Source organism: Streptomyces sp. JN8 (genome assembly GCF_055808075.1).
In genome coordinates, this window is record NZ_CM147852.1 from 5,147,824 (window position 1) to 5,172,173 (window position 24,350).

Sequence of the window (24,350 nt, forward strand, 5' to 3'; positions counted from 1 at the left end):
CGGAAGTGACGTCCGGCGGCTGCGGACGCGTAACTTTGCACGCGAACCGCAGCCGCTGAGGGAGCAGTCTTGGCACGGAACATCGGCAGCCGCTACACCACCCACCAGATCCTGGGGCGGGGCAGTGCAGGAACGGTGTGGCTCGGCGAGGGGCCCGAGGGTCCCGTCGCCGTCAAACTGCTGCGCGAGGACCTGGCCTCCGACCAGGAGCTCGTCGGCCGCTTCGTCCAGGAGCGGACCGCCCTGCTCGGCCTCGACCACCCCCGCGTGGTCAAGGTCCGCGACCTCGTCGTGGACGGCAACGACCTGGCCCTCGTCATGGACCTCGTCCGCGGCACCGACCTGCGCACCCGCCTCGACCGGGAGCGCAGACTCGCCCCCGAGGCCGCCGTCGCGATCGTCGCGGACGTCGCCGACGCCCTCGCCGCCGCGCACGCCGCCGGAGTCGTCCACCGGGACGTGAAGCCGGAGAACATCCTGCTCGACATGGAGGGGCCGCTCGGACCCGGCGGAGCGCACCCGGCCCTCCTCACCGACTTCGGCGTCGCCAAGCTGATCGACACCCCCGGCCGCACCAAGGCCACCCGGATCATCGGCACCCCCGACTACCTGGCCCCCGAGATCGTCGAGGGCCTCCCGCCCCGCGCCGCCGTCGACATCTACGCCCTCGCGACCGTCCTGTACGAGCTGCTCGCCGGCTTCACCCCCTTCGGCGGCGGCCACCCCGGCGCCGTGCTGCGCCGCCACGTCACCGAGACCGTCGTCCCGCTGCCCGGCATCCCCGAGGAGCTGTGGCAGCTGGTCGTGCAGTGCCTGGCCAAGGCCCCGGCCTCGCGGCTGCGCGCCTCCGAGCTCGCCGCCCGCCTCAAGGACGTCCTCCCGCTGCTCAAGGGCATCCCTCCGCTCGACGTGGACGAGCCGGACGCCGAGCCGGCCCCGGAGGCGTACGAGGAGGACGCGTACGCGACCGGCACCGGCGCGGGCGAGCCGGGCCCCCGCAGGGCCGCCGTCCCGCTCGTGCCCGGCGCCTCCGCCGACTCCAACCGCGACACCCACACCTCCATGCGGGTCCCGGCCCCCGACGAGCTCTCCGGCGGCCCCCTGGGCACCGCGCGCGCCCCGCGCTCCGCGGGGGCCCGCAGACCCGGCTCGGCCCGCCACAAGGCCGGGGCGGTCCGCAAGCGGCGGATCACCCTCGGGATCGCGGCCGTCGTGGTCGTCGGCGCCCTCGGCGCGGGCGGCTATCTGGCGCTCTCCGGGGACGCGGACGCCCCGCCGCAGGACTCCAAGCAGTCCTCACTGCCGTAGCAGCGGCGGCGAGCCGTTACGCTGGACGCGTGGCAGTCGTCGATGTATCCGAAGAGCTGAAGTCCCTCTCCTCGACCATGGGGTCGATCGAGGCCGTCCTGGACCTCGAGAAGCTGAGGGCCGACATCGCCGTGCTCGAAGAGCAGGCCGCGGCCCCGTCCCTGTGGGACGACCCGGAGGCGGCGCAGAAGATCACGAGCAAGCTTTCGCACCTCCAGGCCGAGGTCCGCAAGGCCGAGACCCTGCGCGGGCGCATCGACGACCTCGGGGTGCTCTTCGAGCTCGCCGAGGAGATGGACGACCCGGACACCCTCGCCGAGGCCGAGGCGGAGCTCACCTCCGTCCGCAAGGCCCTCGACGAGATGGAGGTCCGCACCCTCCTCTCCGGCGAGTACGACGAGCGCGAGGCCCTGGTCAACATCCGCGCCGAGGCCGGCGGCGTCGACGCCTCCGACTTCGCCGAGCGGCTCCAGCGCATGTACCTGCGCTGGGCGGAGCGCCACGGCTACTCGACCGAGGTCTACGAGACCTCGTACGCGGAGGAGGCCGGCATCAAGTCGACCACCTTCGTGGTGAAGGCGCCGTACGCCTACGGCACGCTCTCGGTCGAGCAGGGCACCCACCGCCTGGTCCGCATCTCGCCCTTCGACAACCAGGGGCGTCGCCAGACCTCCTTCGCCGGCGTCGAGATCCTGCCGGTCGTCGAGTCCTCGGACCACGTCGAGATCGACGAGTCCGAGCTGCGCGTCGACGTCTACCGCGCGTCGGGCCCCGGCGGCCAGGGCGTCAACACCACCGACTCGGCCGTGCGCATCACGCACATCCCGACCGGCATCGTCGTCTCCTGCCAGAACGAGCGCTCGCAGATCCAGAACAAGGCGAGCGCCATGAACGTCCTCCAGGCCAAGCTCCTCGAGCGCCAGCGCCAGGAGGAGCGGGCCAAGATGGACGCGCTGAAGGACAGCGGCAGCTCCTGGGGCAACCAGATGCGCTCCTACGTCCTGCACCCGTACCAGATGGTCAAGGACCTGCGGACGGAGTTCGAGGTCGGCAACCCGCAGTCCGTCCTGGACGGCGAGATCGACGGCTTCCTCGAGGCCGGCATCCGCTGGCGCAAGCAGCAGGAGAAGTAGCCCCGGAATCCGGCGCGTTCGGGCCCCGCACCCTGTGGTGCGGGGCCCGTCGTCGTTCTCCGCGGTGGCCTCCGTCCGGTCAGCGGATTCGCTGACGCAAGCGGAAACGGCGTGGTCGGGGAGCTTTGTCGACAAGGGAACCGGCGGCGTGGAGCCCGGAGTTCTGGGTTTACGTCACAGTTGCATCGCCGTATGTGGGACACGTAGTGATCTTTCGGGCATCGCACGCGCAACGACCTTGACGCTTCATCGGAAACTCGGAAGGGTGACGTACTGGCATGCGCATTTCTGGGGCGCGTGCGAACGGGGGCCGGCCCAGTAGGGAGCCGCCTCTGTCGCGTGCCCCGAGCGCTGCCCCATGACGAGATGAGCTACTGGGGGTAGCAGCCAGATGACCAAGCAGATGCGAGTCCGTATCGCGCGCATAGCCGCGGGTGCGGTGATCGCGGCCGGTGCGTCGCTGACGGCGGCCGGTGCGGCGCAGGCCGTGGACATGTTCGGTGAGCCGCCGACGCCTGAGCCCACCTGCATCCCGGGAACCGCCGGATGCGAGGAGACCCCGCCGGTCGAGACCCCGCCGGTCGAGACCCCGCCGGTGGAGACGCCGCCGGTGACGACCCCGCCGGTGACGACCCCGCCGGTGACGACGCCGCCGGTGACCACGCCGCCGGTGACCACGCCGCCCGTGACCACCCCGCCGGTGACCACGCCGCCGGTGACCACGCCGCCGGTCGAGACCACGCCGCCGGGGGAGGAGACCACGCCTCCCACGGGTGAGACCACGGCTCCGGGCCCGGTCGAGACGACCGGCCCGACCACCGGCGGCTCGGACAACGGCACCGGCGGCACCGGCGGCGGTGACGACACCACCGACAACGGTGACGCCGGCACCTGCACCGTCGACCTCGACGGCGCCGAGTGCGTGGACAGCGGCAACAGCAACACCGACACCAACAACGCCGGCTCGCAGCCCGTGCAGCAGGGTCAGGCGAAGGAGGAGCTCGCCGAGACCGGTGCGGCCGAGACCTCGTTCCTGATCATCGGCGCCGCGACCATGATCGCCGGCGGCATCGGCTTCCGCATGCTGCCGCGTCTCGTCTCGGGCGGCAACGCCGCCGTCTGATCCGGGCGAGGGCGTGGATCCGTCCGTGTGACGGACAGGACATGAGAGAGGGCCGGGGAGACGCTCCCCGGCCCTTTCCCGTGCTTCCGGCTCGTGTGGACGCCGTGCGGTCCGCTCAGACCGTACGGACCGCCGCGAGCAGGGCGATCGCGGCCAGCAGGGCGATCGCCAGCGTCAGCAGCATCGCGGGCGAGAGACCACCCTGGGGGGTCAGTCGCTCGCGGTTCGCGCGGCAGACGGGGCAGCGGCCCTCGGCGACCGGGGCCGCGCAGTTGGCGCACACCAGTCGGTCGTAGGTCATGCGCTCTCCTCCTCCCGCACCGGGTATCACACAGGACAACGTCCGGAGGGGTCCGGACGTTCCCCCTACCACTCTGCCAGCTCGACGGCGTTTCGGCGCGCCCCACCGGGTCGCGACCGTTCCGTCCGCAAGGGCGAAAAGGATAAACAGCGCAAGCCGGAACCGCGACTGCGCGGGTCTTCCCCCGTCGCGTAAGGTCACGCTCACCTACTCCCGGCCGACCGTGGTGCATTCGTGATCCGATTCGACAACGTCTCCAAGTCCTATCCGAAGCAGAACCGCCCCGCGCTCCGGGATGTATCCCTGGAGATCGAGAAGGGGGAGTTCGTCTTCCTCGTCGGTTCGTCCGGCTCCGGAAAGTCGACCTTCCTGCGGCTGCTCCTGCGTGAGGAGCGCGCCAGCCAAGGCCAGGTGCACGTCCTCGGCAAGGACCTCGCCCGGCTCTCCAACTGGAAGGTGCCGCACATGCGGCGCCAGCTCGGCACCGTCTTCCAGGACTTCCGTCTCCTCCCCAACAAGACCGTCGCCGAGAACGTGGCCTTCGCGCAGGAGGTCATCGGCAAGCCGCGCGGCGAGATCCGCAAGGCCGTGCCGCAGGTGCTCGACCTGGTCGGGCTCGGCGGCAAGGAGGACCGGATGCCGGGCGAGCTCTCCGGTGGTGAGCAGCAGCGCGTCGCCATCGCCCGGGCCTTCGTCAACCGCCCGATGCTGCTGATCGCCGACGAGCCCACCGGCAACCTCGACCCGCAGACCTCGGTCGGCATCATGAAGCTGCTCGACCGCATCAACAGGACAGGGACCACCGTCGTCATGGCGACCCACGACCAGAACATCGTCGACCAGATGCGCAAGCGCGTCATCGAGCTGGAGAAGGGCCGCCTCGTCCGCGACCAGGCCCGCGGCGTCTACGGTTACCAGCACTGAGCAGGTAGGGGACTCAACACACCATGCGCGCTCAGTTCGTGCTCTCCGAGATCGGTGTCGGTCTCCGGCGCAACCTCACGATGACGTTCGCCGTCATCGTCTCCGTGGCCCTCTCGCTCGCCCTGTTCGGCGGTGCGCTGCTCATGCGCGAGCAGGTCAGCACGATGAAGGACTACTGGTACGACAAGGTCAACGTCTCGATCTTCCTCTGCAACAAGGCCGACGCGGCCTCGGCGGCCAAGTGCGCCAAGGGCGCGGTCACCGCGCAGCAGAAGGAGCAGATCGAGGCCGACCTGGAGGACATGCCCATCGTCGAGACCGTCCTGCACGAGACGGCCGACGAGGCGTTCAAGCACTACAAGGAGCAGTACGGCGACACCGCCATCGCCTCCGTCGTGACGCCGGACCAGATGCAGGAGTCGTTCCGCGTCAAGCTCAAGGACCCGGAGAAGTACAAGGTGGTCGCCACCGCCTTCGCCGGCCGGGACGGCGTCGAGTCGGTGCAGGACCAGCGGAACATCCTGCAGAACCTGTTCGACCTGATGAACGGCATGAACATCGCGGCCCTCGGCGTCATGGGGCTGATGCTGGTCATCGCACTCATGCTGATCGTCAACACGGTCCGCGTCTCGGCCTTCAGCCGCCGCCGGGAGACCGGGATCATGCGGCTCGTCGGCGCGTCCAGCTTCTACATCCAGATGCCGTTCATCATGGAGGCGGCGTTCGCCGGACTCCTCGGCGGCGCGGTCGCCTGCGTGCTGCTGCTCGTGGGCCGGTACTTCCTCATCGACCACGGCATCGCGCTCGCCGAGAAGATGCAGCTGGTCAACTTCATCGGCTGGGACGCCGTCCTCGCCAAGCTGCCGCTCGTCATCGCGATCGGGCTCCTGATGCCCGCTATTGCGGCTTTCATCGCGCTGCGCAAGTACCTGAAGGTGTGAGAAGAGACCACTGACGGTGAACGGCGTCGTACGGGCAAAGCCCGTGCGGCGCCGTCGCCTTGTCCTAGAGTGGGCGGCATGCCGGCCGGCACCGACCATCTCTGTATCCGGCCCCGCGGAGTGCTCCGTGGGGCCGTTCTGACGTTCGTCTTCACCGGGGTCCTCGCGACCGCCGCCGCCACCGGCTCGCTGCCCCGGCAGGACTCGGGGGCCGGCGCCGCGGGGGCGACCCTGCGCGCGGGGAAGGCGTCCCAGGGCTCCGGGACGGTCGACAGCGCCGCCCTGAACCGGGCCGCCGCCGACGCCATGGCGGACGGCAAGTCCGGCAAGCAGGCGGCCGAGGAGTTCGTCAGCCGCAGCGGGGACCGTTGGGGCGCCGTCTACGACAAGCGGGAGTACGCCGAGTTCGAGCAGGCGCTCGACGGCGCCTACACCGGGGTGGGGCTCTCCGCCGGCCGGGCCGCCGAGGGCGGCATCCGGGTGACCCGGGTGCAGCGCGGCGGTCCCGCCGAACGGGCCGGACTCCGCGTCGACGACCGGCTCGTCGCCGTCGACGGACGCCCGGTCGAGGGGCTCCCGGTCTCCGAGGTCGTCGCCCTCCTGCGCGGCGACGGCGTGCCCGGCTCCGCGGTCGCCCTGCGCGTCGAGCGCGGCCGCGCCGCCTGGACCCCGACCCTGCACCGGGCCAGGCTCGCCACCGACCCGGTCACCGTCCGCCGCCTCGACGACAAGACCCTGATGATCCGCGTGGCCGCCTTCACCAAGGGCGCGGGCGCCCGGGTGCGGGACGCGGTGCGCGCCGCCCCGGCCGGCGCCGGGGTCCTGCTGGACCTGCGGGGCAACGCCGGCGGCCTGGTCTCCGAGGCCGCCGTGGCCGCCTCCGCCTTCCTCGACGGCGGTCTGGTCGCCACGTACGACGTGCGGGGCGAGCAGCGCGCCGTGTACGCGGAGGGCGGGGGCGACACCGGCCGGCCCTTGGTGGCGCTGATCGACGGCGGCACGATGAGTGCGGCCGAGCTGCTCACCGGGGCCCTCCAGGACCGGGGCCGGGCCGTCACCGTCGGCTCCCGCACCTTCGGCAAGGGCTCGGTCCAGATGCCGAGCACCCTGCCGGACGGCTCCGTGGCCGAGCTGACCGTCGGCCACTACCGCACCCCGGCCGGGCACGCGGTGGACGGCCGGGGCATCACCCCCGACCTGACCGCCGGGGAAAGGGCGGAGGAACGGGCGAGGACGGTATTGAGTGGCCTCGGAGGGGGCTCGTAGTGCGAAAATGACCGCACTATGGCAAAGGGACTCGTGAACGTGCAGGGCAAGCCTGCGAAGAAGAACCAGGACAAGGCGCCCGAGCGCAAGATCATCGCGCAGAACAAGAAGGCGCGCCACGACTACCACATCGTCGACACCTACGAGTGCGGTCTGGTGCTCATGGGCACCGAGGTGAAGTCGCTGCGGATGGGCCGGGCCTCGCTGGTCGACGGCTTCGTGCAGATCGACCGCCACGAGGCGTGGCTGCACAACATCCATGTGCCCGAGTACATGCAGGGCAGCTGGACCAACCACTCGGCGAAGCGGAAGCGCAAGCTGCTGCTGCACCGGGCGGAGATCGACAAGCTGGAGTCGAAGGCCCAGGAGACGGGTCACACGATCGTGCCCCTCGCGCTGTACTTCCTGAACGGCCGGGTCAAGGTCGAGATCGCGCTCGCCAAGGGCAAGAAGGAGTACGACAAGCGCCAGACCCTGCGGGAGAAGCAGGACACCCGCGAGACGAACCGGGCCATCGCGGCGGCCAAGCGCAAGCAGCGGGCGGCACAGGTCGCGTAGCCCGGCGCCGCCGCCCGGCGGCCCGGCGCGGCAGCGGGTAATACGCTGGCGACAGCGCCCGTCGGTCACGTACGATGGGCCGTGCCCGCCCCGCAAGGGGTGTGCTTTGAAAAATCAACATGGGGATGATCGGTTTCGACAGCGGATACCGATGCAGGGGAAGCGTGTCGAGGAAGCGGCAATGATCTCGTTAACCATATGTCGCAACCAATAATCGCCAACTCCAAGAGCGATAACTCCCGCTTCGCCCTCGCTGCCTAGTTCTTAGGTAACGACAAGAAGCCTCTGTGAGGAGCGTCAGCCCGGGGGTGGTCCCGACCCGGATCCTGGCGTCATCAAGGGATCTAAACCTCCTGCCCCGGTCACGGGGGCAGGGGGGAAATCAAACAGTGACTGAGCCCGTCGGAGACTTGTCCGCGTGATCTCCGGGGCTGAGAAACTCGTAGCGGACTGCGCACGGAGAAGCCCTGTTTCCGTACCGTTGGACGCGGGTTCGATTCCCGCCATCTCCACCGAGCGTCCAGGAGGCCCGCCTCCCGGACACCTCATCCCATGTGGGCGAAGGCCCGGCAGTCACCGACTGCCGGGCCTTCGTCATGTCCGGGCGTCCGCCCGCGCCACCGCGCAGACGGCCAGGGCGAGGGCGGCCGCCGCGGCCGGGACGAGGAAGCCGAAGGAGGCGAAGGGGGCGTGGTCGGCGGCCCAGCCGCCGGTCGCGGAACCGGCCGCGATGCCGCCGAGGAGGGCGGTCACGGCCAACGTCATGCCCTCGTTGAGCTGCGACGCCGGGGTCAGGCGCTGCGCCAGGCCCATGCCCGTCACCATCGTCGGGGCCGTCGCCATGCCCGCGAGGAGCAGCCCGGCGGCGAGGGCGGCCGTCGACCCGGTGGAGGCGCCGAGCAACGGCATCGTCATCAGGGCGGCCATCGCGGCCAGGCAGGTGCGGAGCCGGACCGTGCGGCGGGCGCGGCCGTAGAGGAGGCCGGCCGCGCAGGAGCCCGCGGCCTGGAGGGCCAGCACCGGGCCGGCGACGGGCCCGTCCACGAACGCCACGGTCACCACCTCCATGGAGCCGAAGACAGCGCCGGTGGCCAGGAAGACCGCCAGGAGCGGCGCCATGCCGGGGGCGCGCAGCGGGGAGCCCGCGGCCGTGCGGGGGGCGACCGGCGGCTCGGTGGAACGCTGCGCCGCGAAGATCAGGACACCGGTGAGGAACAGGGCCGCGCCGACGAGGGTGCCGGCCTCGGGGAAGAGCGTCGAGCAAAGCAGCGCGGCGACGACCGGCCCGAGCATGAAGCAGAGCTCGTCGGTGGCCTGTTCGAAGGCGTTGGCGGTGTGCAGGGCGTCCGGGTCGCCCTGGAGGAGGTGGGCCCAGCGGGCCCGGGACATGCCGCCCGTGTTGGGGGCGGTGGCGGTGAGCGCCGTGACGGCGAACAGCGCCCAGGCGGGGGCCTTCTCGTGGACGCAGAGCAGCAGGACCAGATGGCCCAGGACCGCGTGGACGGTGGCGGGGACCGCGATCCGCGCCTGGCCGTAGCGGTCGACGAGCCGGGCGATCCAGGGGGCGGTGACGGCCCCGGCGGCCATTCCGGTGGCGATCACGCCGCCCGCCAGCGCGTAGGAGCCGTACGCCGCCGCGATCATGATCACGGCGCTGACGCCGAACATGCCCATGGGCAGCCGCGCGATCAGGTTGCCGGCGACGAAGGCGCGGGTTCCGGGGAGGTCGAAGAGGCGGAGGTAGGGGGTGCGGGAGGCGGTGCGGCGGCGGTCGCGGTGGCCGCGCGGATCGCGGCGGGGAGCCGCGTCGTGGCCCGCGGGGCCGGTGTGGTCGCGGTGGCGGGGGGCGAGGCCCGGGCCCGCCGGGGTGAGGAGGAGGTCCGGTTGCGGCATGGATCAAGGCTCGCCGCAGGGGGGCGAGCGGGTCCAACACCTGTTCGGTGGTCATTCACGCGTCTGTGTTGTTGAATGCGGCGATGCCCTCCTCGGTACCCTCCCCCCGGCCGCCGTCCGCCGCACCGCGCGACCTCGACCCCCGCCTCCTGCGCGCCTTCACCGCCGTCGCCGAGGAACTGCACTTCACCCGCGCCGCCGCCCGCCTCTACCTCGCCCAGCAGGCCCTCAGCCGCGACATCCGGCGCCTGGAGCGCGAGACCGGCACCGAACTCTTCGTACGGACCACCCGGCAGGTGTCCCTCACCCCGGACGGCGAGCGCCTCCTCCCGTACGCGCTCCGGGTGCTGGCCGCCCACGACGAGCTGAGCGAGGCCTTCCGGGCCACGCCCCGGCCCCTCCTCGTCGACCTCAACAGCCCCGGCCTCGCCCCCGAGGAGGTACTGCGCCGGGCCCGCGAACTCGCTCCGGACCAGGAGCTGATGGCCCGCTACGAGAGCGGACTCACCGGCGCCGTACGGGAGATGCTCGCCGGACGGATCGACACCTCCTTCGGACGCTACGGCGGACTGGACGCCGCGACGCGGGCGCGACTCGACTCCCAGTTCGTGCGGTACGAGCGGATGGCCGTCATCCTCCCCGACGGCCACCCGCTCGCCGCCCTGTCCGAGGTGCCGCTCGGCGCCCTCGCCGGGGAACGGATCTACGCGGGCGCGGGGAACGACCGGACACCCGAGTGGACCGACCTCGCCGCCCGCCTCTTCGCCGGCCGCGGCATCGAGATCTCCCCGCCCGCGCCGCTCGCCGTGGGCCAGGAGGAGTTCCGCCGCATCATGGCCAAGCACCGCCACCCGGTCCTCGCCGTCGTCGACTTCCCGCCCATGCCGGGCTCCGTGCTGCGGCCGCTCGTCGACCCCGTACCCCTCTCACCGGTGAGCCTGGTGTGGCGCAAGGGGCTCCGCCATCCCGGGCTGGACGCCCTGCGGACCGCGGCCGCCGAGATCGGGGCCCGCGAGGGCTGGCACCACCGCCCGGCCGGATCCTGGCTGCCGGAGGACGAGCCCGGGCTGCCGGCGGAGGCCGGGGCGCTCACAGGGCCCGCGCACGCCGGGTGAGAGCAAGGTTCCGCCGACGACACCTCCGGGCACCGGGCCGAAACGCGCCCTCCCTAGGGTCGGGGGACGGATGGACCGGGGCAGTGGACGCCCCCGGACCCGACACCCGCGGAGGTACGACATGGGCGGCCGGTGGATCGAGCGGTGGGAGCCGGAGGACGAGGACTTCTGGCGTGAGAAGGGGGAGCGGATCGCCCGGCGGAACCTGCTCTACTCCGTCCTCTCCGAGCACATCGGCTTCTCCGTCTGGAGCCTGTGGTCGGTCATGGTGCTCTTCATGGGGCCGCAGTACGGCATCGACCCGGCGGGCAAGTTCTTCCTGATCGGGACCGCGACCTTCGTCGGCGCGCTGATCCGCGTCCCGTACACCTTCGCCGTCGCCCGCTTCGGCGGCCGCAACTGGACGATCCTCAGCGCCCTGCTGCTCCTGCTGCCGACCGGCTTCGCCTTCGCCGTGATGGAGCCCGGGACCTCGTACACCACCTTCGTCCTGGTGGCGGCGCTCACGGGCGTCGGCGGCGGCAACTTCGCCTCCTCCATGACCAACATCAACGCCTTCTTCCCGCTCCGCAAGAAGGGCTGGGCGCTCGGGCTCAACGCCGGCGGCGGCAACATCGGCGTGCCCGTCGTCCAGCTCGTCGGCCTCCTCGTGATCGGCACGGCCGGCGCCCTGCACCCGAGGATCGTGCTCGGCGTCTACCTCCCGCTGATCGTCGTCGCCGCCGTCTGCGCCGCGCTCTTCATGGACAACCTCGCCCCCGTCAGGAACGACACCGGCGCCGCCAAGGAGGCCGTCCGCGACCGCCACACCTGGATCATGGCCTTCCTGTACATCGGCACCTTCGGCTCCTTCATCGGCTACAGCTTCGCCTTCGGCCTCGTGCTCCAGACCCAGTTCGGCCGCACCCCGCTCCAGGCCGCCTCGCTCACCTTCGTCGGACCGCTCCTCGGCTCCCTCATCCGCCCCGTCGGCGGAGCCCTCGCCGACCGGCACGGCGGCGCCCGCATCACCCTGGCCACCTTCGCCGCCATGGCCGCCGCGACCGGCGTGGTGATCTACGCCTCGGTCGTCGAGTCCCTCACCGTCTTCCTCGTCGGCTTCATCGGCCTCTTCGTCCTCAGCGGCCTCGGCAACGGCTCCACATACAAGATGATCCCGGCGATCTTCCTCGCCCAGGGGCACCGCAGGGGCCTCGCGGGCGAGGCCGCCGAGGCCTACGGACGGCGCCTGTCCGGGGCCGCGATGGGCCTCATCGGCGCGGTCGGCGCGGTCGGCGGACTCGGCATCAACCTCGCCTTCCGCCAGTCCTTCCAGACCTCCGGCACCGGCACGGCCGCCTTCGTCTCCTTCCTGGTCTTCTACGCGGCCTGCATGGCCGTCACCTGGGCGGTATACCTTCGGGCTCCGGCCGCCGTCCCCGCCACCGTCCCGCGGGACGCCGGGGACGCCACCGGGTCCGAGGCCCGGACCGGCTACGCGAAGGTGTGACGACCGGTGCCCGGCGCGGACCGTAACGATCAGGAAATACGCGCGAACCGAGACCGTCACGCGTTCCCGTCAGGCTCTCACCCCATGGACGAGCAGCAAGAACAGGGCACCGCGGCCGGCCCCCTCGCCGGCTTCACGGTCGGCGTCACCGCGGCGCGCCGCGCGGACGAACTCATCGCGCTGCTCCGGCGGCGCGGCGCGGCCGTCGTCCACGGCCCGGCCCTGCGGATCGTGCCCCTCGCGGACGACACCGAACTCCTCGCCGCCACCAAGGAGCTCATCGGCCACGCCCCGGACGTCGTCATCGCCACCACGGCGATCGGCTTCCGGGGCTGGGTCGAGGCCGCCGAGGGCTGGGGATGCGGGCAGGAACTCCTCGCCGTCCTGCGGGACGTCGAACTCCTCGCCCGGGGACCCAAGGTCAAGGGAGCCGTACGGGCCGCCGGACTCACCGAGTCCTGGTCGCCCGGCTCGGAGTCCATGGCCGAGGTCCTCGACCTGCTGCTCGCCGAGGGCGTGACGGGCCGGCGCATCGCGATCCAGCTGCACGGGGAGCCGCTGCCCGGCTTCGTGGAGGCGCTCACCGCCGGCGGCGCCGAGGTCGTCGGCGTGCCCGTCTACCGCTGGATGCCGCCGGAGGACATCGGGCCGCTCGACCGGCTCCTCGACGCCGTCCTGTCCGGGAGCCTGGACGCGGTCACCTTCACCAGCGCCCCCGCCGCCGTGTCGCTCCTGACGCGGGCGGGGGAGAGGGGCGTACGGGCCGAACTCGTCGCCGCGCTGCGGCACGACGTCCTCGCGGTCTGCGTGGGGCCCGTGACGGCGCTGGCGCTCCAGGCCGAGGGCGTCGACACGTACCAGCCGGAGCGGTTCCGGCTCGGACCGCTGGTCCAACTGCTCTGCACGGAGCTGCCGGCCCGCTCACGGGCGCTGCCCGTCGCGGGGCACCGGGTGGAGGTCCGCGGGCACGCCGTCCTCGTCGACGGCGCCCTGCGGCCCGTGCCGCCCGCCGGCATGGCCCTCCTCGGGCTCCTCGCCCGCCGCCCCGGCTGGGTGGTCTCCCGCGCCGACCTGCTGCGCGCGCTGCCGGGCGCGGGGCGCGACGAGCACGCGGTGGAGACGGCGATGGCCCGCCTGCGGGCGGCACTCGGCACGCCGAAGCTGATCCAGACGGTGGTGAAGCGGGGGTACAGGCTGGCGCTCGACCCGGCGGCGGACGCCAAGTACGGCGACTGACGGCGGCGGACGACGTCCGGGGGCGGGTGAGGGGGACGGAGGAACGCGACCCGGTTCGGGGGTCTCGCCTGACACAGTGGGGGCCGGTGGCGTACGCTCGACGGCTGCCCAGTGCACGTCAGAAGGGGGCCTTAGGTGGCCGCGCAGGAAGCCGTGGACACGGTCAGAGACCGTGAGATCGGTGTCGAGCAGGAACATCTGGATCACGTCTACCGCCGACTGGAGGAGAAGATCCACGAGGCGGAGTTCCTGATGAACGACGCCGCCCAGCGGGGCCAGGTCGGCACGCCCGGCGCCCTCGCCGAGCGCGACGCCCAGGTCTTCCGGGCCGGCATCCACCTCAACCGGCTCAACAACGAGTTCGAGGACTTCCTCTTCGGCCGGATCGACCTGCTGTACGGCAAGGACGGCAAGAAGGGACCCGACGGGGCCTACACCTCCGTCGAGCCCGCCGAGGACGCCGTCCGGCCCGACAACACCGCCGACATCGGCGAGACCCTCCACATCGGCCGGATCGGCGTCCTCGACTCCGACTACGCGCCGCTGGTCATCGACTGGCGGGCGCCCGCCGCCGCGCCCTTCTACCGGTCCACGCCGGTCGATCCCGGCCGGGTCGTCCGGCGCAGGGTCATCCGCTCCAAGGGCCGCCAGGTCCTCGGCGTCGAGGACGACCTGATGCGCCCCGAGCTCCGCGCCAGCCTGGACGGTCACGAGCTGCCCGTCATCGGCGACGGCGCCCTGATGGCCGCCCTCGGCCAGGCCCGCAGCCACACCATGCGGGACATCGTCTCCTCCATCCAGGCGGAGCAGGACCTCGTCATCCGCGCCCCCGCCGCCTCCGTCACGTACGTCGAGGGCGGGCCCGGCACGGGCAAGACGGCCGTGGCCCTGCACCGGGCCGCCTACCTGCTCTACCAGGACCGGCGGCGGTACGCCGGAGGCATCCTCATCGTCTCGCCGACCCCGCTGCTCGTCTCGTACACCGAGGGCGTCCTGCCCTCCCTCGGCGAGGAGGGCCAGGTCGCGATCCGCGCCGTCGGCAGCCTCGTCGACGGCGCCGAGGCCACCGCCTACGACGAGCCGGCCGTCGCCCGGATCAAGGGCTCCTCGCGGATGCTGCACGTGCTCCGCAAGGCCGCCCGCGGCGCCCTGGAGACGCCCGCGCCCAAGGGGCAGGCCCAGCTCGCCCTCGGCGAGGACCCGGACGGCGCCGAGGAGGCCGCCGCACCCGCCGGCACCCCCACCCGGCTGCGGGTGGTCGCCTTCGGCCGGCGCCTGGAGCTGGAGGCCGACGAACTGCGCCGCATCCGGCACAACGTGCTCGGCGGCACCGCCCCGGTCAACCTGCTGCGCCCGCGCGCCCGCCGGCTGCTCCTGGACGCGCTCTACGCCAAGTCCGGCGCCGCCGGCCGGCACAGCGACCCCGAGCTCGCCGCCGAACTGCGCTCCTCCTTCGACGAGGACGTGTCGACGGAGGACGCCTTCCTCGGCTTCCTCGACGCCTGGTGGCCCGAGCTGACCCCGCGCCGGGTCCTCGACGCGATGTCCGACGAGCGCCGGCTCGGCCGCTGGGCCCGCCGCATCCTCAACCCGGGCGAGGTGCGGCGGCTCGCCCGCTCGCTGCGCCGCACGGAGCTGTCCGTCCACGACGTGGCGCTCCTCGACGAGCTCCACACCCTGGTCGGCACCCCGTCCCGGCCCCGGAGGAAGCGCGAGTACGACCCGCTCGACCAGCTCACGGGCCTGGAGGAGCTCATGCCGGTGCGCGAGGAGACCCAGCGCGAGCGGGCCGAGCGGCTGGCGGCGGAGCGCACGGAGTACGCGCACGTGATCGTCGACGAGGCGCAGGACCTCACGCCCATGCAGTGGCGGATGGTCGGCCGCCGCGGCCGGCACGCCACGTGGACGATCGTGGGCGACCCCGCGCAGTCCTCCTGGTCGGACCCCGACGAGGCGGCGGCGGCCCGCGACGAGGCCCTGGGGTCCCGGCCGCGGCGCCGCTTCGAGCTGACCGTGAACTACCGCAACCCGGCGGAGATCGCCGAGCTCGCGGCCAAGGTGCTGGCGCTCGCGATGCCGGGCAAGGAGTCGCCCCGCGCGGTCCGCTCGACGGGCGTCGAGCCCCGGTTCGTCCGGGTTCGGGAGGTCGGCGGCAAGCCCGACCTGGCTGAAACCGTTCGGTCCGAGGCGCGGCTGCTGCTGGAGCGGGTCGAGGGCACCGTCGGTGTCGTCGTCGCCATGAACCGGCGTCAGGAGGCGGCCCGCTGGCTGGCCGAACTGGGCGACCGGGCCGTGGCGCTCGGTTCCCTGGAGGCGAAGGGCCTGGAGTACGACGCCACGGTCGTCGTCTCGCCCGCCGAGATCGCGGACGAGTCCCCGGCCGGCCTGCGGGTCCTCTACGTGGCCCTGACCCGGGCGACGCAGCAGCTCACGGTGGTCGCCGCGGCCGCGGACATGCCGGACGAGGCGGGGGTCCCGGACCTGCTGAGGGACTGATCCGCCCCTGCCTCCGAGGGGTCGGTCCGCCGGAGCCGGGGACGCCGATTTCAGGTCAACCTGTGGCGCTGGAATCACCGACCAGGGTGGTTTGTTAGCCTTGTCGTGGCACCGGCTCGATCCAAGCCCCCGGGCCCAACCTTCGTCCCTCAGAGGGACCACTTGCCGCGAGGCGAGCATGGCGGGTCGGTGCCACTTAGACGTACGTACGAAGTCGAGGCCCTCGTCACCCCAGGTGGCGGGGGCCTCTTCTGTTTCCCCAGTACTTCTCGTATGGTGGAAACTACTTTCCGAAAACGAAATGACCGCATTACCTGCTACCGGCAGGTAGGTGCGACCATCGGAGGGCGCCACCGGGCAACCAGCCGGGGCGGCGTAGCAACGAAGCTCAGGGAAAGCAGAGGAACTCGGCCATGGCAACGGCGCCCAGCGTCTCGTACTCGATGACGGTCCGGCTGGAGGTTCCCGCGAGCGGAACCGCGGTCTCCCAGCTCACCACGGCGGTGGAGTCCCACGGCGGATCCGTCACCGGCCTCGACGTGACCGCCTCCGGCCACGAGAAGCTCCGCATCGACGTCACCATCGCCGCGACCTCCACCGCGCACGCCGACGAGATCGTCGCCCAGCTGCGCACGATCGAGGGCGTCGTCCTGGGCAAGGTCTCCGACCGTACGTTCCTGATGCACCTCGGCGGCAAGATCGAGATGGCGGCCAAGCACCCCATCCGCAACCGTGACGACCTCTCCATGATCTACACCCCGGGCGTCGCCCGCGTGTGCATGGCCATCGCCGAGAACCCCGAGGACGCCCGCCGCCTCACCATCAAGCGCAACACCGTCGCGGTCGTCACCGACGGCTCCGCCGTCCTCGGCCTCGGCAACATCGGCCCGATGGCCGCGATGCCCGTCATGGAGGGCAAGGCGGCCCTGTTCAAGCGCTTCGCCGACATCGACGCCTGGCCGATCTGCCTCGACACCCAGGACACCGACGAGATCGTCGCGATCGTCAAGGCGATCGCCCCCGGCTTCGCGGGCATCAACCTGGAGGACATCTCCGCGCCCCGCTGCTTCGAGATCGAGGCCCGGCTCCGCGAGGCCCTCGACATCCCCGTCTTCCACGACGACCAGCACGGCACCGCCATCGTCGTCCTCGCCGCCCTGACCAACGCGCTCCGCGTGGTCAACAAGGGCATCGGCGACGTACGGGTCGTCATGTCCGGTGCCGGCGCGGCCGGCACGGCCATCCTGAAGCTGCTGATCGCCGCGGGTGTGAAGCACGCCGTGGTCGCCGACATCCAGGGCGTCGTGCACGCGGGCCGCGAGGACCTCGTGGAGGCCCCGGCCGACTCGCCGCTGCGCTGGATCGCCGACAACACCAACCCCGAGGGCGTCACCGGCACCCTCAAGCAGGCCGTCGTCGGCGCGGACGTCTTCATCGGCGTCTCGGCCCCGAACCTGCTGGGCGCGGACGACGTCGCCGCCATGGCGGAGGGCGCGATCGTCTTCGCGCTCGCGAACCCGGACCCGGAGGTCGACCCGGCCGCCGCGCGCCAGACCGCCGCCGTCGTCGCCACCGGCCGCTCGGACTTCCCCAACCAGATCAACAACGTGCTGGTCTTCCCGGGTGTCTTCCGCGGCCTCCTCGACGCCCAGTCCCGTACCGTCAACACGGAGATGATGCTCGCGGCGGCCTCGGCCCTCGCCGACGTCGTCACCGAGGACGAACTGAACCCGAACTACATCATCCCGTCGGTCTTCAACGACAAGGTCGCGGGTGCGGTCGCCGGAGCCGTGCGCAACGCGGCCAAGGCGGCGGCCGGCGGCCCGGCGGCGACCGGTCGCTGACGGCGCGTCGCGATTCGCGGAGTCGTAAACCCGCCTTTAGGGTGGCTTTTCGGCTCCGCATGGTTTTCGCGGAGTCGACAGAACGTCACCACCACGGGGCTCTGGCGCTTTTCGTGTGACCCCAGGGGGTGCCGGATTGGCGTTCCCGCCGCTGGTGGGGGCAGGATGCGTGTTTGGGCGCGAGGGTCTGTCATTAGACCCGGGTCCGGGGACTGTCCGAAGGCCCTGGCAGCATCGGCTTCGCTGTACCCAATCACGCGGCTTCCGCCGCGTGGCACGCCTCACAGGCAAGAAGAACACGGGAGTAACAACATGAACCGCAGTGAGCTGGTGGCCGCTCTGGCCGACCGCGCCGAGGTGACCCGCAAGGACGCCGACGCCGTGCTGGCCGCTCTCGCCGAGACCGTCGGTGAGGTCGTCGCCAAGGGCGACGAGAAGGTCACCATCCCCGGCTTCCTGACCTTCGAGCGCACCCACCGTGCCGCTCGCACCGCTCGTAACCCGCAGACCGGCGACCCGATCAACATCCCGGCCGGCTACAGCGTGAAGGTCTCCGCGGGCTCGAAGCTCAAGGAAGCCGCCAAGGGCAAGTAAGGCCGCCAAGGCCGCGTAAGCAGCCTGGAGGCGCAGAAAGGGCGGCCACCCTGTCAGGGGGTGGCCGCCCTTCCGTTTGCCCGTCAGAGGCCCGTGCAGGCCGTCGCGCGCCCGGTGTGCGCCCGGGGAGCGGGTCCCCGGGCGCCGGAAGGCCGCTGCGCGCGGGGAGCCGGTCCCCGCGCGCGTACGGCCGGTCAGACCAGCGCGCTGCCCGGGAGCTCGACCTTGGCGCCGAGCTCGACGAGCTTGTCCATGAAGTTCTCGTAGCCGCGGTTGATCAGCTCGATGCCGTGCACCCGCGAGGTGCCCTGGGCCGCGAGGGCCGCGATCAGGTACGAGAAGCCGCCGCGCAGGTCGGGGATGACCAGGTCGGCGCCCTGTAGCTTCGTCGGCCCGGACACGACGGCCGAGTGGAGGAAGTTGCGCTGGCCGAAGCGGCAGTCGGAGCCGCCGAGGCACTCGCGGTACAGCTGGATGTGGGCACCCATCTGGTTGAGCGCGGAGGTGAAGCCGAGCCGGGACTCGTACACCGTCTCGTGGACGATGGAGAGGCCGGAGGCCTGCGTCAGCGCCACGACCAGCGGCTGCTGCCAGTCCGTCTGGAAGCCGGGGTGCACGTCGGTCTCCAGGTGGATCGCGTTGAGCGAGCCGCCCGGGTGCCAGAAGCGGATGCCCTCGTCGTCGATCTCGAAGGCACCGCCCACCTTCCGGTAGGTGTTGAGGAAGGTCATCATCGAGCGCTGCTGGGCGCCGCGCACGTAGATGTTGCCCTCGGTGGCGAGCGCCGCGGACGCCCAGGAGGCCGCCTCCAGGCGGTCCGGGAGCGCCCGGTGGGTGTAGCCGTCGAGGCGGTCGACACCGGTGATCCGGATGGTCCGGTCGGTGTCCATGGAGATGATCGCGCCCATCTTCTGCAGCACGCAGATGAGGTCCTCGATCTCGGGCTCCACGGCGGCGTTCGACAGCTCGGTGACGCCCTCGGCGAGCACCGCCGTCAGCAGCACCTGCTCGGTCGAACCGACCGAGGGGTACGGCAGCCGGATCTTGCAACCGCGAAGGCGCTGCGGGGCCTCCAGGTACTGCCCGTCGGCCCGCTTCTCGATGGTGGCGCCGAACTGGCGCAGCACGTCGAAGTGGAAGTCGATGGGCCGGCCGCCGATGTCGCAGCCGCCCAGGCCCGGGATGAAGGCGTGGCCCAGACGGTGCAGCAGCGGACCGCAGAAGAGGATCGGGATGCGGGACGACCCGGCGTGGGCGTCGATGTCGGCGACGTTCGCCGACTCGACGTGCGTCGGGTCGAGGACGAGCTCACCGGGCTCCTCGCCCGGGCGGACCGTCACTCCGTGCAGCTGGAGCAGTCCGCGGACCACGCGGACGTCACGGATGTCGGGCACATTGCGCAGTCGGCTCGGGCCGCTGCCGAGCAGGGCGGCGACCATCGCCTTGGGCACGAGGTTCTTCGCGCCGCGGACGCGGATCTCTCCCTCCAGCGGGGTTCCGCCATGGACGAGCAGTACATCATGGCTGTCTGTGCCGGTCATGAATCTCGCGTTCCGGAGTGGGGTCGGTCGGGTGGCCAGTGAAAAGGGTAAGGGTCCATGAGACCCCTCTTGGGTGCTCCGGGTGCCCTGTCAGATGTAATGAATTCGGCACAACACCCTCTGTTCCCGTGATCTTGCGGAGCGTCACCGTCCGCTTCCGTCGCCCGGGCGCCGCCGCGGGCCCGCCGCGTCCCCTCTGAACTGCGGCGGTCGGCGAGTTCCGGACATCGGCCCCCTCGGTGCCCTCCGAGACCGCCCGCGAAGCCGGAAGATGCGGGATCATGTGTCGCATGACCGAGGTGTCCTCGCTCACAGGACGGCTGCTCGTGGCCACCCCCGCCCTCGCGGACCCGAATTTCGACCGCGCGGTGGTCCTGCTGCTCGACCACGACGACGAGGGCTCGCTCGGCGTGGTCCTCAACCGGCCGACACCGGTGACGGTCGGCGACATCCTCGCCCCCTGGGCCGGCCTCGCCGGCGAACCCGGCGTCGTCTTCCAGGGCGGACCGGTCTCCCTCGACGCCGCCCTCGGGGTCGCCGTCATCCCCGGCGACGAGGGTCCGCTCGGCTGGCGTCGGGTGTACGGGGCCATCGGCCTGGTCGACCTGGAGACCCCGCCCGAGCTGCTCGGACCGGCCCTCGGCTCGCTGCGGATCTTCGCCGGGTACGCGGGCTGGGGACCCGGCCAGCTGGAGACCGAGCTGGGCGACGGCGCCTGGTACGTGGTGGAGTCGGAGCCCGGTGACGTCTCCTCCCCGCAGCCCGAGACGCTCTGGCGGCAGGTCCTCCGGAGGCAGCGCGGCGAGCTCGCGATGATCGCGACGTACCCGGACGATCCCTCGCTCAACTGAGGGGCCCGGCTTTCAGTACCCTTGGCGGTTATGAGCACTCTCGAGCCCGAGCGCGGGGCAGGTACGGGGACCCTCGTCGAGCCGACGCCGCAGGTGTCCAACGGTGACGGCGACCACGAGCGCTACGCCCATTACGTCCAGAAGGACAAGATCATGGCGAGCGCCCTCGACGGCACCCCCGTCGTGGCGCTGTGCGGCAAGGTCTGGGTACCGGGGCGCGACCCCAAGAAGTACCCGGTCTGCCCGATGTGCAAGGAGATCTACGACTCCATGGGCGCCGGCGGTGGCGACAAGGACAAGGGCGGCAAGGACAAGTAGCGGTGTCCTGACGCTCCGGAACATCGGGGGCGGCCCCCGTCACGCGTACTTCGGTACGCGTGACGGGGGCCGTTTCGTCGTTCCGGGCCCCGGCGGCCGTTGCGCAGGATGCATCCGCCGGTCACGGAGTGGTTGAGGTGGTCGAGACCTCTTGTCGGGTCACCGCGGGCACGCCTAACCTCACGCGTGTTGTGCAGAACGAAACGCGCATTGCGCATGTTGCAACGCACGCACCCGGAGGGGATCCGACATGAAGCTTTCCGCCCTCCCCCGAGCTCTCGGCCTCGCCCGAGCAGGGGGCACCCCCGTCACCGCCACCGCCGCGGCGCTCCTGCTGGCCGGCCTCACCGCCACGGCCTGCGCGCCCCAGACGTCCGACGGCAAGGCCACGACGGACGAGAAGACCGGCACCCTGCGGGTCTGGCTCTTCCAGGAGGTGAGCAACAAGCCCAAGGAGCAGGTCGTCTCCCAGGCCGTCGCCGCCTTCGAGAAGCAGCACCAGGGCGCGAAGGTGGAGGTCGAGTACATCCCCGTCGAGACCCGCGCCCAGCGCGTCAAGGCCGCCTTCAACGACCCCGAGTCGGCGCCCGACCTCATCGAGTACGGCAACACCGACACCGCCGGATACGTCAAGGACGGCGGACTCGCCGACATCAGCGCCGAGTTCGGCGCCTGGGACGAGGCCAAGGACACCGACCCCACCGCCAGGCAGTCCGTCACCGTCGGCGGAAAGGTCTACGGCGCCCCGCTGTTCGTCGGCGTCCGCGCCCTCTACTACCGCACCGACGTGTTCCGCGACCTCGGCCTCACCGCCCCCAAGAGCCAGGCCGAACTCGTCTCCACCGCCAAGAAGATCCACAAGGCCCGGCCCGAGCTGTACGGCATCGCCGTCGGCGGCGCCTACACCTACGGCGCCATGCCCTTCGTCTGGGCCGCCGGCGGCGAACTCGCCACCGCGGACGGCGACTCCTACAAGGCCGCCGTCAACAGCGACGCCGCCGTCAAGGGCATCAGCACCTACACCTCGCTCTTCGGCGACGACAACTGCCCCGCCGCCAAATGCGCCCAGATGGGCGGTAACGCCACCGTCACCGCCTTCGCCTCCGGCAAGGCCGCCATGGCCATCGGCGGCGACTTCAGCCACGCCGCCGTCGAGGCCGGCACCGTGAAGGGCAAGTACGCCGTCGTCCCGCTGCCCGGCACCACCCCCGGCTCCATCGCCCCGGCCTTCGCCGGCGGCAACAACATCGGCGTCCTCAAGAGCACCTCCCACCGCAGCCTCGCCGTCGACCTCCTCACCGCCCTCACCGGCAAGGACACCCAGGCCAAGCTCTTCGACGCCATGGGCTTCCTCCCCACGTTCACCGACGTCCGCACCGCCGCCGCCCAGCGGCAGCCCTTCGTGAAGCCCTTCATCGACACCCTCGGCGCCGGCACCAGGTTCGTCCCCGCGTCCCCCGGCTGGGGCCAGATCGACGCCTCCCTCGTCCTGCCCACGATGTTCCAGGAGGTCGTCAGCGGACGTAAGGACGCCAAGGCGGCGGCCGACGACGCCGCGAAGAAGATGGACGCGGCCTTCGCGCCGGCGGGCTGAGCCGCATGACGACCCAGCTCACCCCGCCCACCGCCACCGGGAAGCGGCCGGGCGCGACCACGCCCCCGGCCGCCCCCCGGCGGGCCGGGGTCGGCCCCCGGGGCCACCGCCCCTGGACCCCCTGGCTGTACCTGCTGCCCGCCCTCGCCGTCCTCGGCGCCCTCCTCGTCTACCCCGTCTACCAGCTCGGCCTGATCTCCTTCCTGGAGTACACCCAGGCCCAGGTCAGCGGCGGCGAACCCACCTCCTTCAAGGGCTTCGGCAACTACACGACCCTCTTCGCCGACCCCCAGTTCTGGCAGGTCCTCCTCGCCACCGTCCTCTTCGCCGCCGCCTGCGTCGTCACCACGCTCGCCGTCGGCTGCGCCCTCGCCGTCCTCCTCACCCGGGTGCGCGCCCTCCCGCGGTTCGTCCTGATGATGGCCGCGCTCGGCGCCTGGGCCACGCCCGCGATCACCGGCTCCACGGTCTGGGTCTTCCTCTTCGACCCCGACTTCGGCCCCGTCAACAAGCTCCTCGGACTCGGCGACTTCTCCTGGACGTACGGGCGGTACAGCGCCTTCGCCCTCGTCCTCCTCGAAGTCGTCTGGTGCTCCTTCCCGTTCGTGATGGTCACCGTCTACGCCGGCATCAAGGCCATCCCGTCCGAGGTCCTGGAGGCGGCCTCCCTCGACGGCGCCTCGCAGTGGCGGATCTGGCGCTCGGTCATGGCGCCGATGCTCCGGCCGATCCTGGTCGTCGTCACGATCCAGTCGATCATCTGGGACTTCAAGGTCTTCACCCAGATCTACGTGATGACGAACGGCGGCGGCATCGCCGGCCAGAACCTCGTCCTCAACGTGTACGCCTACCAGAAGGCCTTCGCCTCCTCCCAGTACAGCCTGGGCTCGGCCATCGGCGTCGTCATGCTGCTCATCCTGCTGGCCGTGACCCTGGTCTACCTCCGGCTCCTGCGACGCCAGGGAGAAGAACTGTGAGCGTTCCGAACGCCCTCCGCATCCGCCGCCCCGGCCGCCTCGCCGCCGAGGCCGTCACGCTGCTCGTCGCGGTCGCCGTCGCCTTCCCGCTCTACTGGATGGTCCTCTCGGCCTTCAAGCCGGCCGGTGAGATCCAGTCCACCGAGCCCCGCCCGTGGACCCTCTCACCGTCGCTCGACTCGTTCCGGCGCGTCTTCGAACAGCAGGAGTTCGGGCGGTACTTCCTGAACTCGCTGATCGTGGCGGGCACCGTCGTCCTCGCCTCCGCGCTGATCGCCTTCCTCGCGGCCACGGCCGTCACCCGGTTCCGCTTCAGGTTCCGGACGACCCTCCTGATCATGTTCCTGGTCGCCCAGATGGTGCCGGTCGAGGCCCTCACCATCCCGCTGTTCTTCCTCATGCGGGACGCCGGCCAGCTCAACACCCTCGGCTCCCTGATCCTCCCGCACATCGCCTTCTCGCTGCCCTTCGCGATCTGGATGCTGCGCGGCTTCGTCAAGGCCGTCCCCGAGGCACTGGAGGAGCAGGCCCAGATCGACGGGGCGAGCCGCACCCGGTTCCTGTGGCAGATCCTCTTCCCGCTGGTCTTCCCCGGCCTCGTCGCCACCAGCGTCTTCTCGTTCATCTCCACCTGGAACGACTTCCTCTTCGCGAAGTCGTTCATCATCAGCGACACCTCGCAGTCGACCCTGCCCATGGCGCTGCTCGTCTTCTTCAAGCCCGACGAGAACGACTGGGGAGGCATCATGGCCGGCTCGACCGTCATGACCGTCCCGGTGCTCGTCTTCTTCGTACTCGTACAGCGCCGCCTGGTCTCCGGACTCGGCGGGGCGGTGAAGGACTGACGC

The 24,350-nt window shown here is 71.5% G+C and carries 21 protein-coding genes and 1 other RNA gene; 19 read left to right on the forward strand and 3 right to left on the reverse strand.

Annotated features, from left to right (window positions below; genetic code table 11):
• The first annotated feature begins 69 nt into the window (after positions 1-69).
• From ACY0MR_RS22680 to ACY0MR_RS22690, 3 genes are all read left to right on the forward strand, one after another.
• Positions 70-1,308, forward strand: coding sequence for a serine/threonine-protein kinase (locus ACY0MR_RS22680; RefSeq protein ID WP_361852931.1), 1,239 nt, complete (start codon positions 70-72; stop codon positions 1,306-1,308).
• 29 nt (positions 1,309-1,337) lie between these two features.
• Positions 1,338-2,441 (forward strand): peptide chain release factor 2, encoded by a 1,104-nt coding sequence (prfB, locus tag ACY0MR_RS22685; RefSeq protein WP_361852934.1) that lies wholly within the window; start codon positions 1,338-1,340, stop codon positions 2,439-2,441.
• Positions 2,442-2,832: 391 nt separating this feature from the next.
• On the forward strand, positions 2,833-3,564 hold the full coding sequence (locus tag ACY0MR_RS22690) for an LPXTG cell wall anchor domain-containing protein (protein ID WP_473554984.1): 732 nt from the start codon (positions 2,833-2,835) through the stop codon (positions 3,562-3,564).
• Positions 3,565-3,679: 115 nt separating this feature from the next.
• Here the strand turns inward: ACY0MR_RS22690 and ACY0MR_RS22695 are convergent, their stop codons facing one another.
• Positions 3,680-3,865: a hypothetical protein gene (locus tag ACY0MR_RS22695; protein WP_030324454.1), complete on the reverse strand. Its 186-nt coding sequence runs from the start codon at positions 3,863-3,865 to the stop codon at positions 3,680-3,682.
• A gap of 234 nt (positions 3,866-4,099) precedes the next feature.
• Here ACY0MR_RS22695 and ftsE point away from each other — a divergent pair, with 234 nt between their 5' ends.
• The 5 genes from ftsE (at position 4,100) to ssrA (ending at position 8,069) form a co-directional block, all read left to right on the forward strand.
• Entirely contained in the window at positions 4,100-4,789 is a 690-nt protein-coding gene (gene ftsE / locus ACY0MR_RS22700; protein WP_030223113.1) for a cell division ATP-binding protein FtsE, read from the forward strand.
• Between the two features lie 23 nt (positions 4,790-4,812).
• The gene (ftsX, locus tag ACY0MR_RS22705; protein ID WP_388798211.1) at positions 4,813-5,730 is read left to right on the forward strand and encodes a permease-like cell division protein FtsX; all 918 of its coding nucleotides are present in this window, start codon (positions 4,813-4,815) and stop codon (positions 5,728-5,730) included.
• Positions 5,731-5,808: 78 nt separating this feature from the next.
• Positions 5,809-6,996, forward strand: a complete 1,188-nt coding sequence (locus ACY0MR_RS22710) for a S41 family peptidase (protein WP_403319297.1) — start codon at positions 5,809-5,811, stop codon at positions 6,994-6,996.
• Between the two features lie 18 nt (positions 6,997-7,014).
• Positions 7,015-7,554, forward strand: a complete 540-nt coding sequence (smpB, locus tag ACY0MR_RS22715; protein WP_388798217.1) for an SsrA-binding protein SmpB — start codon at positions 7,015-7,017, stop codon at positions 7,552-7,554.
• Positions 7,555-7,675: 121 nt separating this feature from the next.
• Positions 7,676-8,069: a transfer-messenger RNA gene (gene ssrA / locus ACY0MR_RS22720) on the forward strand.
• Between the two features lie 79 nt (positions 8,070-8,148).
• Here the strand turns inward: ssrA and ACY0MR_RS22725 are convergent.
• Positions 8,149-9,447 (reverse strand): MFS transporter, encoded by a 1,299-nt coding sequence (locus ACY0MR_RS22725; protein WP_473554988.1) that lies wholly within the window; start codon positions 9,445-9,447, stop codon positions 8,149-8,151.
• A gap of 83 nt (positions 9,448-9,530) precedes the next feature.
• On the opposite strand from ACY0MR_RS22725, the gene ACY0MR_RS22730 reads away from it, so the two are divergent.
• The 6 genes from ACY0MR_RS22730 (at position 9,531) to ACY0MR_RS22755 (ending at position 18,221) form a co-directional block, all read left to right on the forward strand.
• Positions 9,531-10,562, forward strand: coding sequence for a LysR family transcriptional regulator (locus tag ACY0MR_RS22730; protein WP_473554991.1), 1,032 nt, complete (start codon positions 9,531-9,533; stop codon positions 10,560-10,562).
• A 121-nt stretch (positions 10,563-10,683) separates the two neighbouring features.
• Positions 10,684-12,051 (forward strand): nitrate/nitrite transporter, encoded by a 1,368-nt coding sequence (locus ACY0MR_RS22735; RefSeq protein ID WP_388798226.1) that lies wholly within the window; start codon positions 10,684-10,686, stop codon positions 12,049-12,051.
• Positions 12,052-12,135: 84 nt separating this feature from the next.
• The gene (locus tag ACY0MR_RS22740) at positions 12,136-13,287 is read left to right on the forward strand and encodes a uroporphyrinogen-III synthase (protein WP_388798229.1); all 1,152 of its coding nucleotides are present in this window, start codon (positions 12,136-12,138) and stop codon (positions 13,285-13,287) included.
• A gap of 135 nt (positions 13,288-13,422) precedes the next feature.
• Positions 13,423-15,783, forward strand: a complete 2,361-nt coding sequence (locus ACY0MR_RS22745) for a HelD family protein (RefSeq protein WP_473554994.1) — start codon at positions 13,423-13,425, stop codon at positions 15,781-15,783.
• A gap of 413 nt (positions 15,784-16,196) precedes the next feature.
• On the forward strand, positions 16,197-17,627 hold the full coding sequence (locus tag ACY0MR_RS22750) for an NAD-dependent malic enzyme (protein ID WP_388798235.1): 1,431 nt from the start codon (positions 16,197-16,199) through the stop codon (positions 17,625-17,627).
• A 312-nt stretch (positions 17,628-17,939) separates the two neighbouring features.
• Entirely contained in the window at positions 17,940-18,221 is a 282-nt protein-coding gene (locus tag ACY0MR_RS22755; RefSeq protein ID WP_017237029.1) for an HU family DNA-binding protein, read from the forward strand.
• Between the two features lie 194 nt (positions 18,222-18,415).
• On the opposite strand, the gene murA is transcribed toward ACY0MR_RS22755, so the two are convergent.
• Positions 18,416-19,762 (reverse strand): UDP-N-acetylglucosamine 1-carboxyvinyltransferase, encoded by a 1,347-nt coding sequence (gene murA / locus ACY0MR_RS22760; RefSeq protein ID WP_388798238.1) that lies wholly within the window; start codon positions 19,760-19,762, stop codon positions 18,416-18,418.
• A 290-nt stretch (positions 19,763-20,052) separates the two neighbouring features.
• On the opposite strand from murA, the gene ACY0MR_RS22765 reads away from it, so the two are divergent.
• The 5 genes from ACY0MR_RS22765 to ACY0MR_RS22785 all read left to right on the forward strand — a co-directional run bounded on the left by ACY0MR_RS22765 (position 20,053) and on the right by ACY0MR_RS22785 (position 24,347).
• Positions 20,053-20,613 (forward strand): YqgE/AlgH family protein, encoded by a 561-nt coding sequence (locus ACY0MR_RS22765; RefSeq protein WP_030324470.1) that lies wholly within the window; start codon positions 20,053-20,055, stop codon positions 20,611-20,613.
• 30 nt (positions 20,614-20,643) lie between these two features.
• Entirely contained in the window at positions 20,644-20,931 is a 288-nt protein-coding gene (locus ACY0MR_RS22770; RefSeq protein WP_361862690.1) for a DUF3039 domain-containing protein, read from the forward strand.
• 250 nt (positions 20,932-21,181) lie between these two features.
• On the forward strand, positions 21,182-22,525 hold the full coding sequence (locus ACY0MR_RS22775) for an extracellular solute-binding protein (protein WP_392863674.1): 1,344 nt from the start codon (positions 21,182-21,184) through the stop codon (positions 22,523-22,525).
• Positions 22,526-22,530: 5 nt separating this feature from the next.
• Positions 22,531-23,502 carry a carbohydrate ABC transporter permease gene (locus tag ACY0MR_RS22780; RefSeq protein WP_473555000.1) on the forward strand — a complete coding sequence of 324 codons (972 nt, stop codon included), beginning with the start codon at positions 22,531-22,533 and terminating at the stop codon, positions 23,500-23,502.
• Positions 23,499-24,347, forward strand: a complete 849-nt coding sequence (locus tag ACY0MR_RS22785; protein ID WP_388798248.1) for a carbohydrate ABC transporter permease — start codon at positions 23,499-23,501, stop codon at positions 24,345-24,347. The genes ACY0MR_RS22780 and ACY0MR_RS22785 overlap by 4 nt, the downstream gene beginning before the upstream one ends.
• The last annotated feature ends 3 nt before the right edge of the window (positions 24,348-24,350 follow it).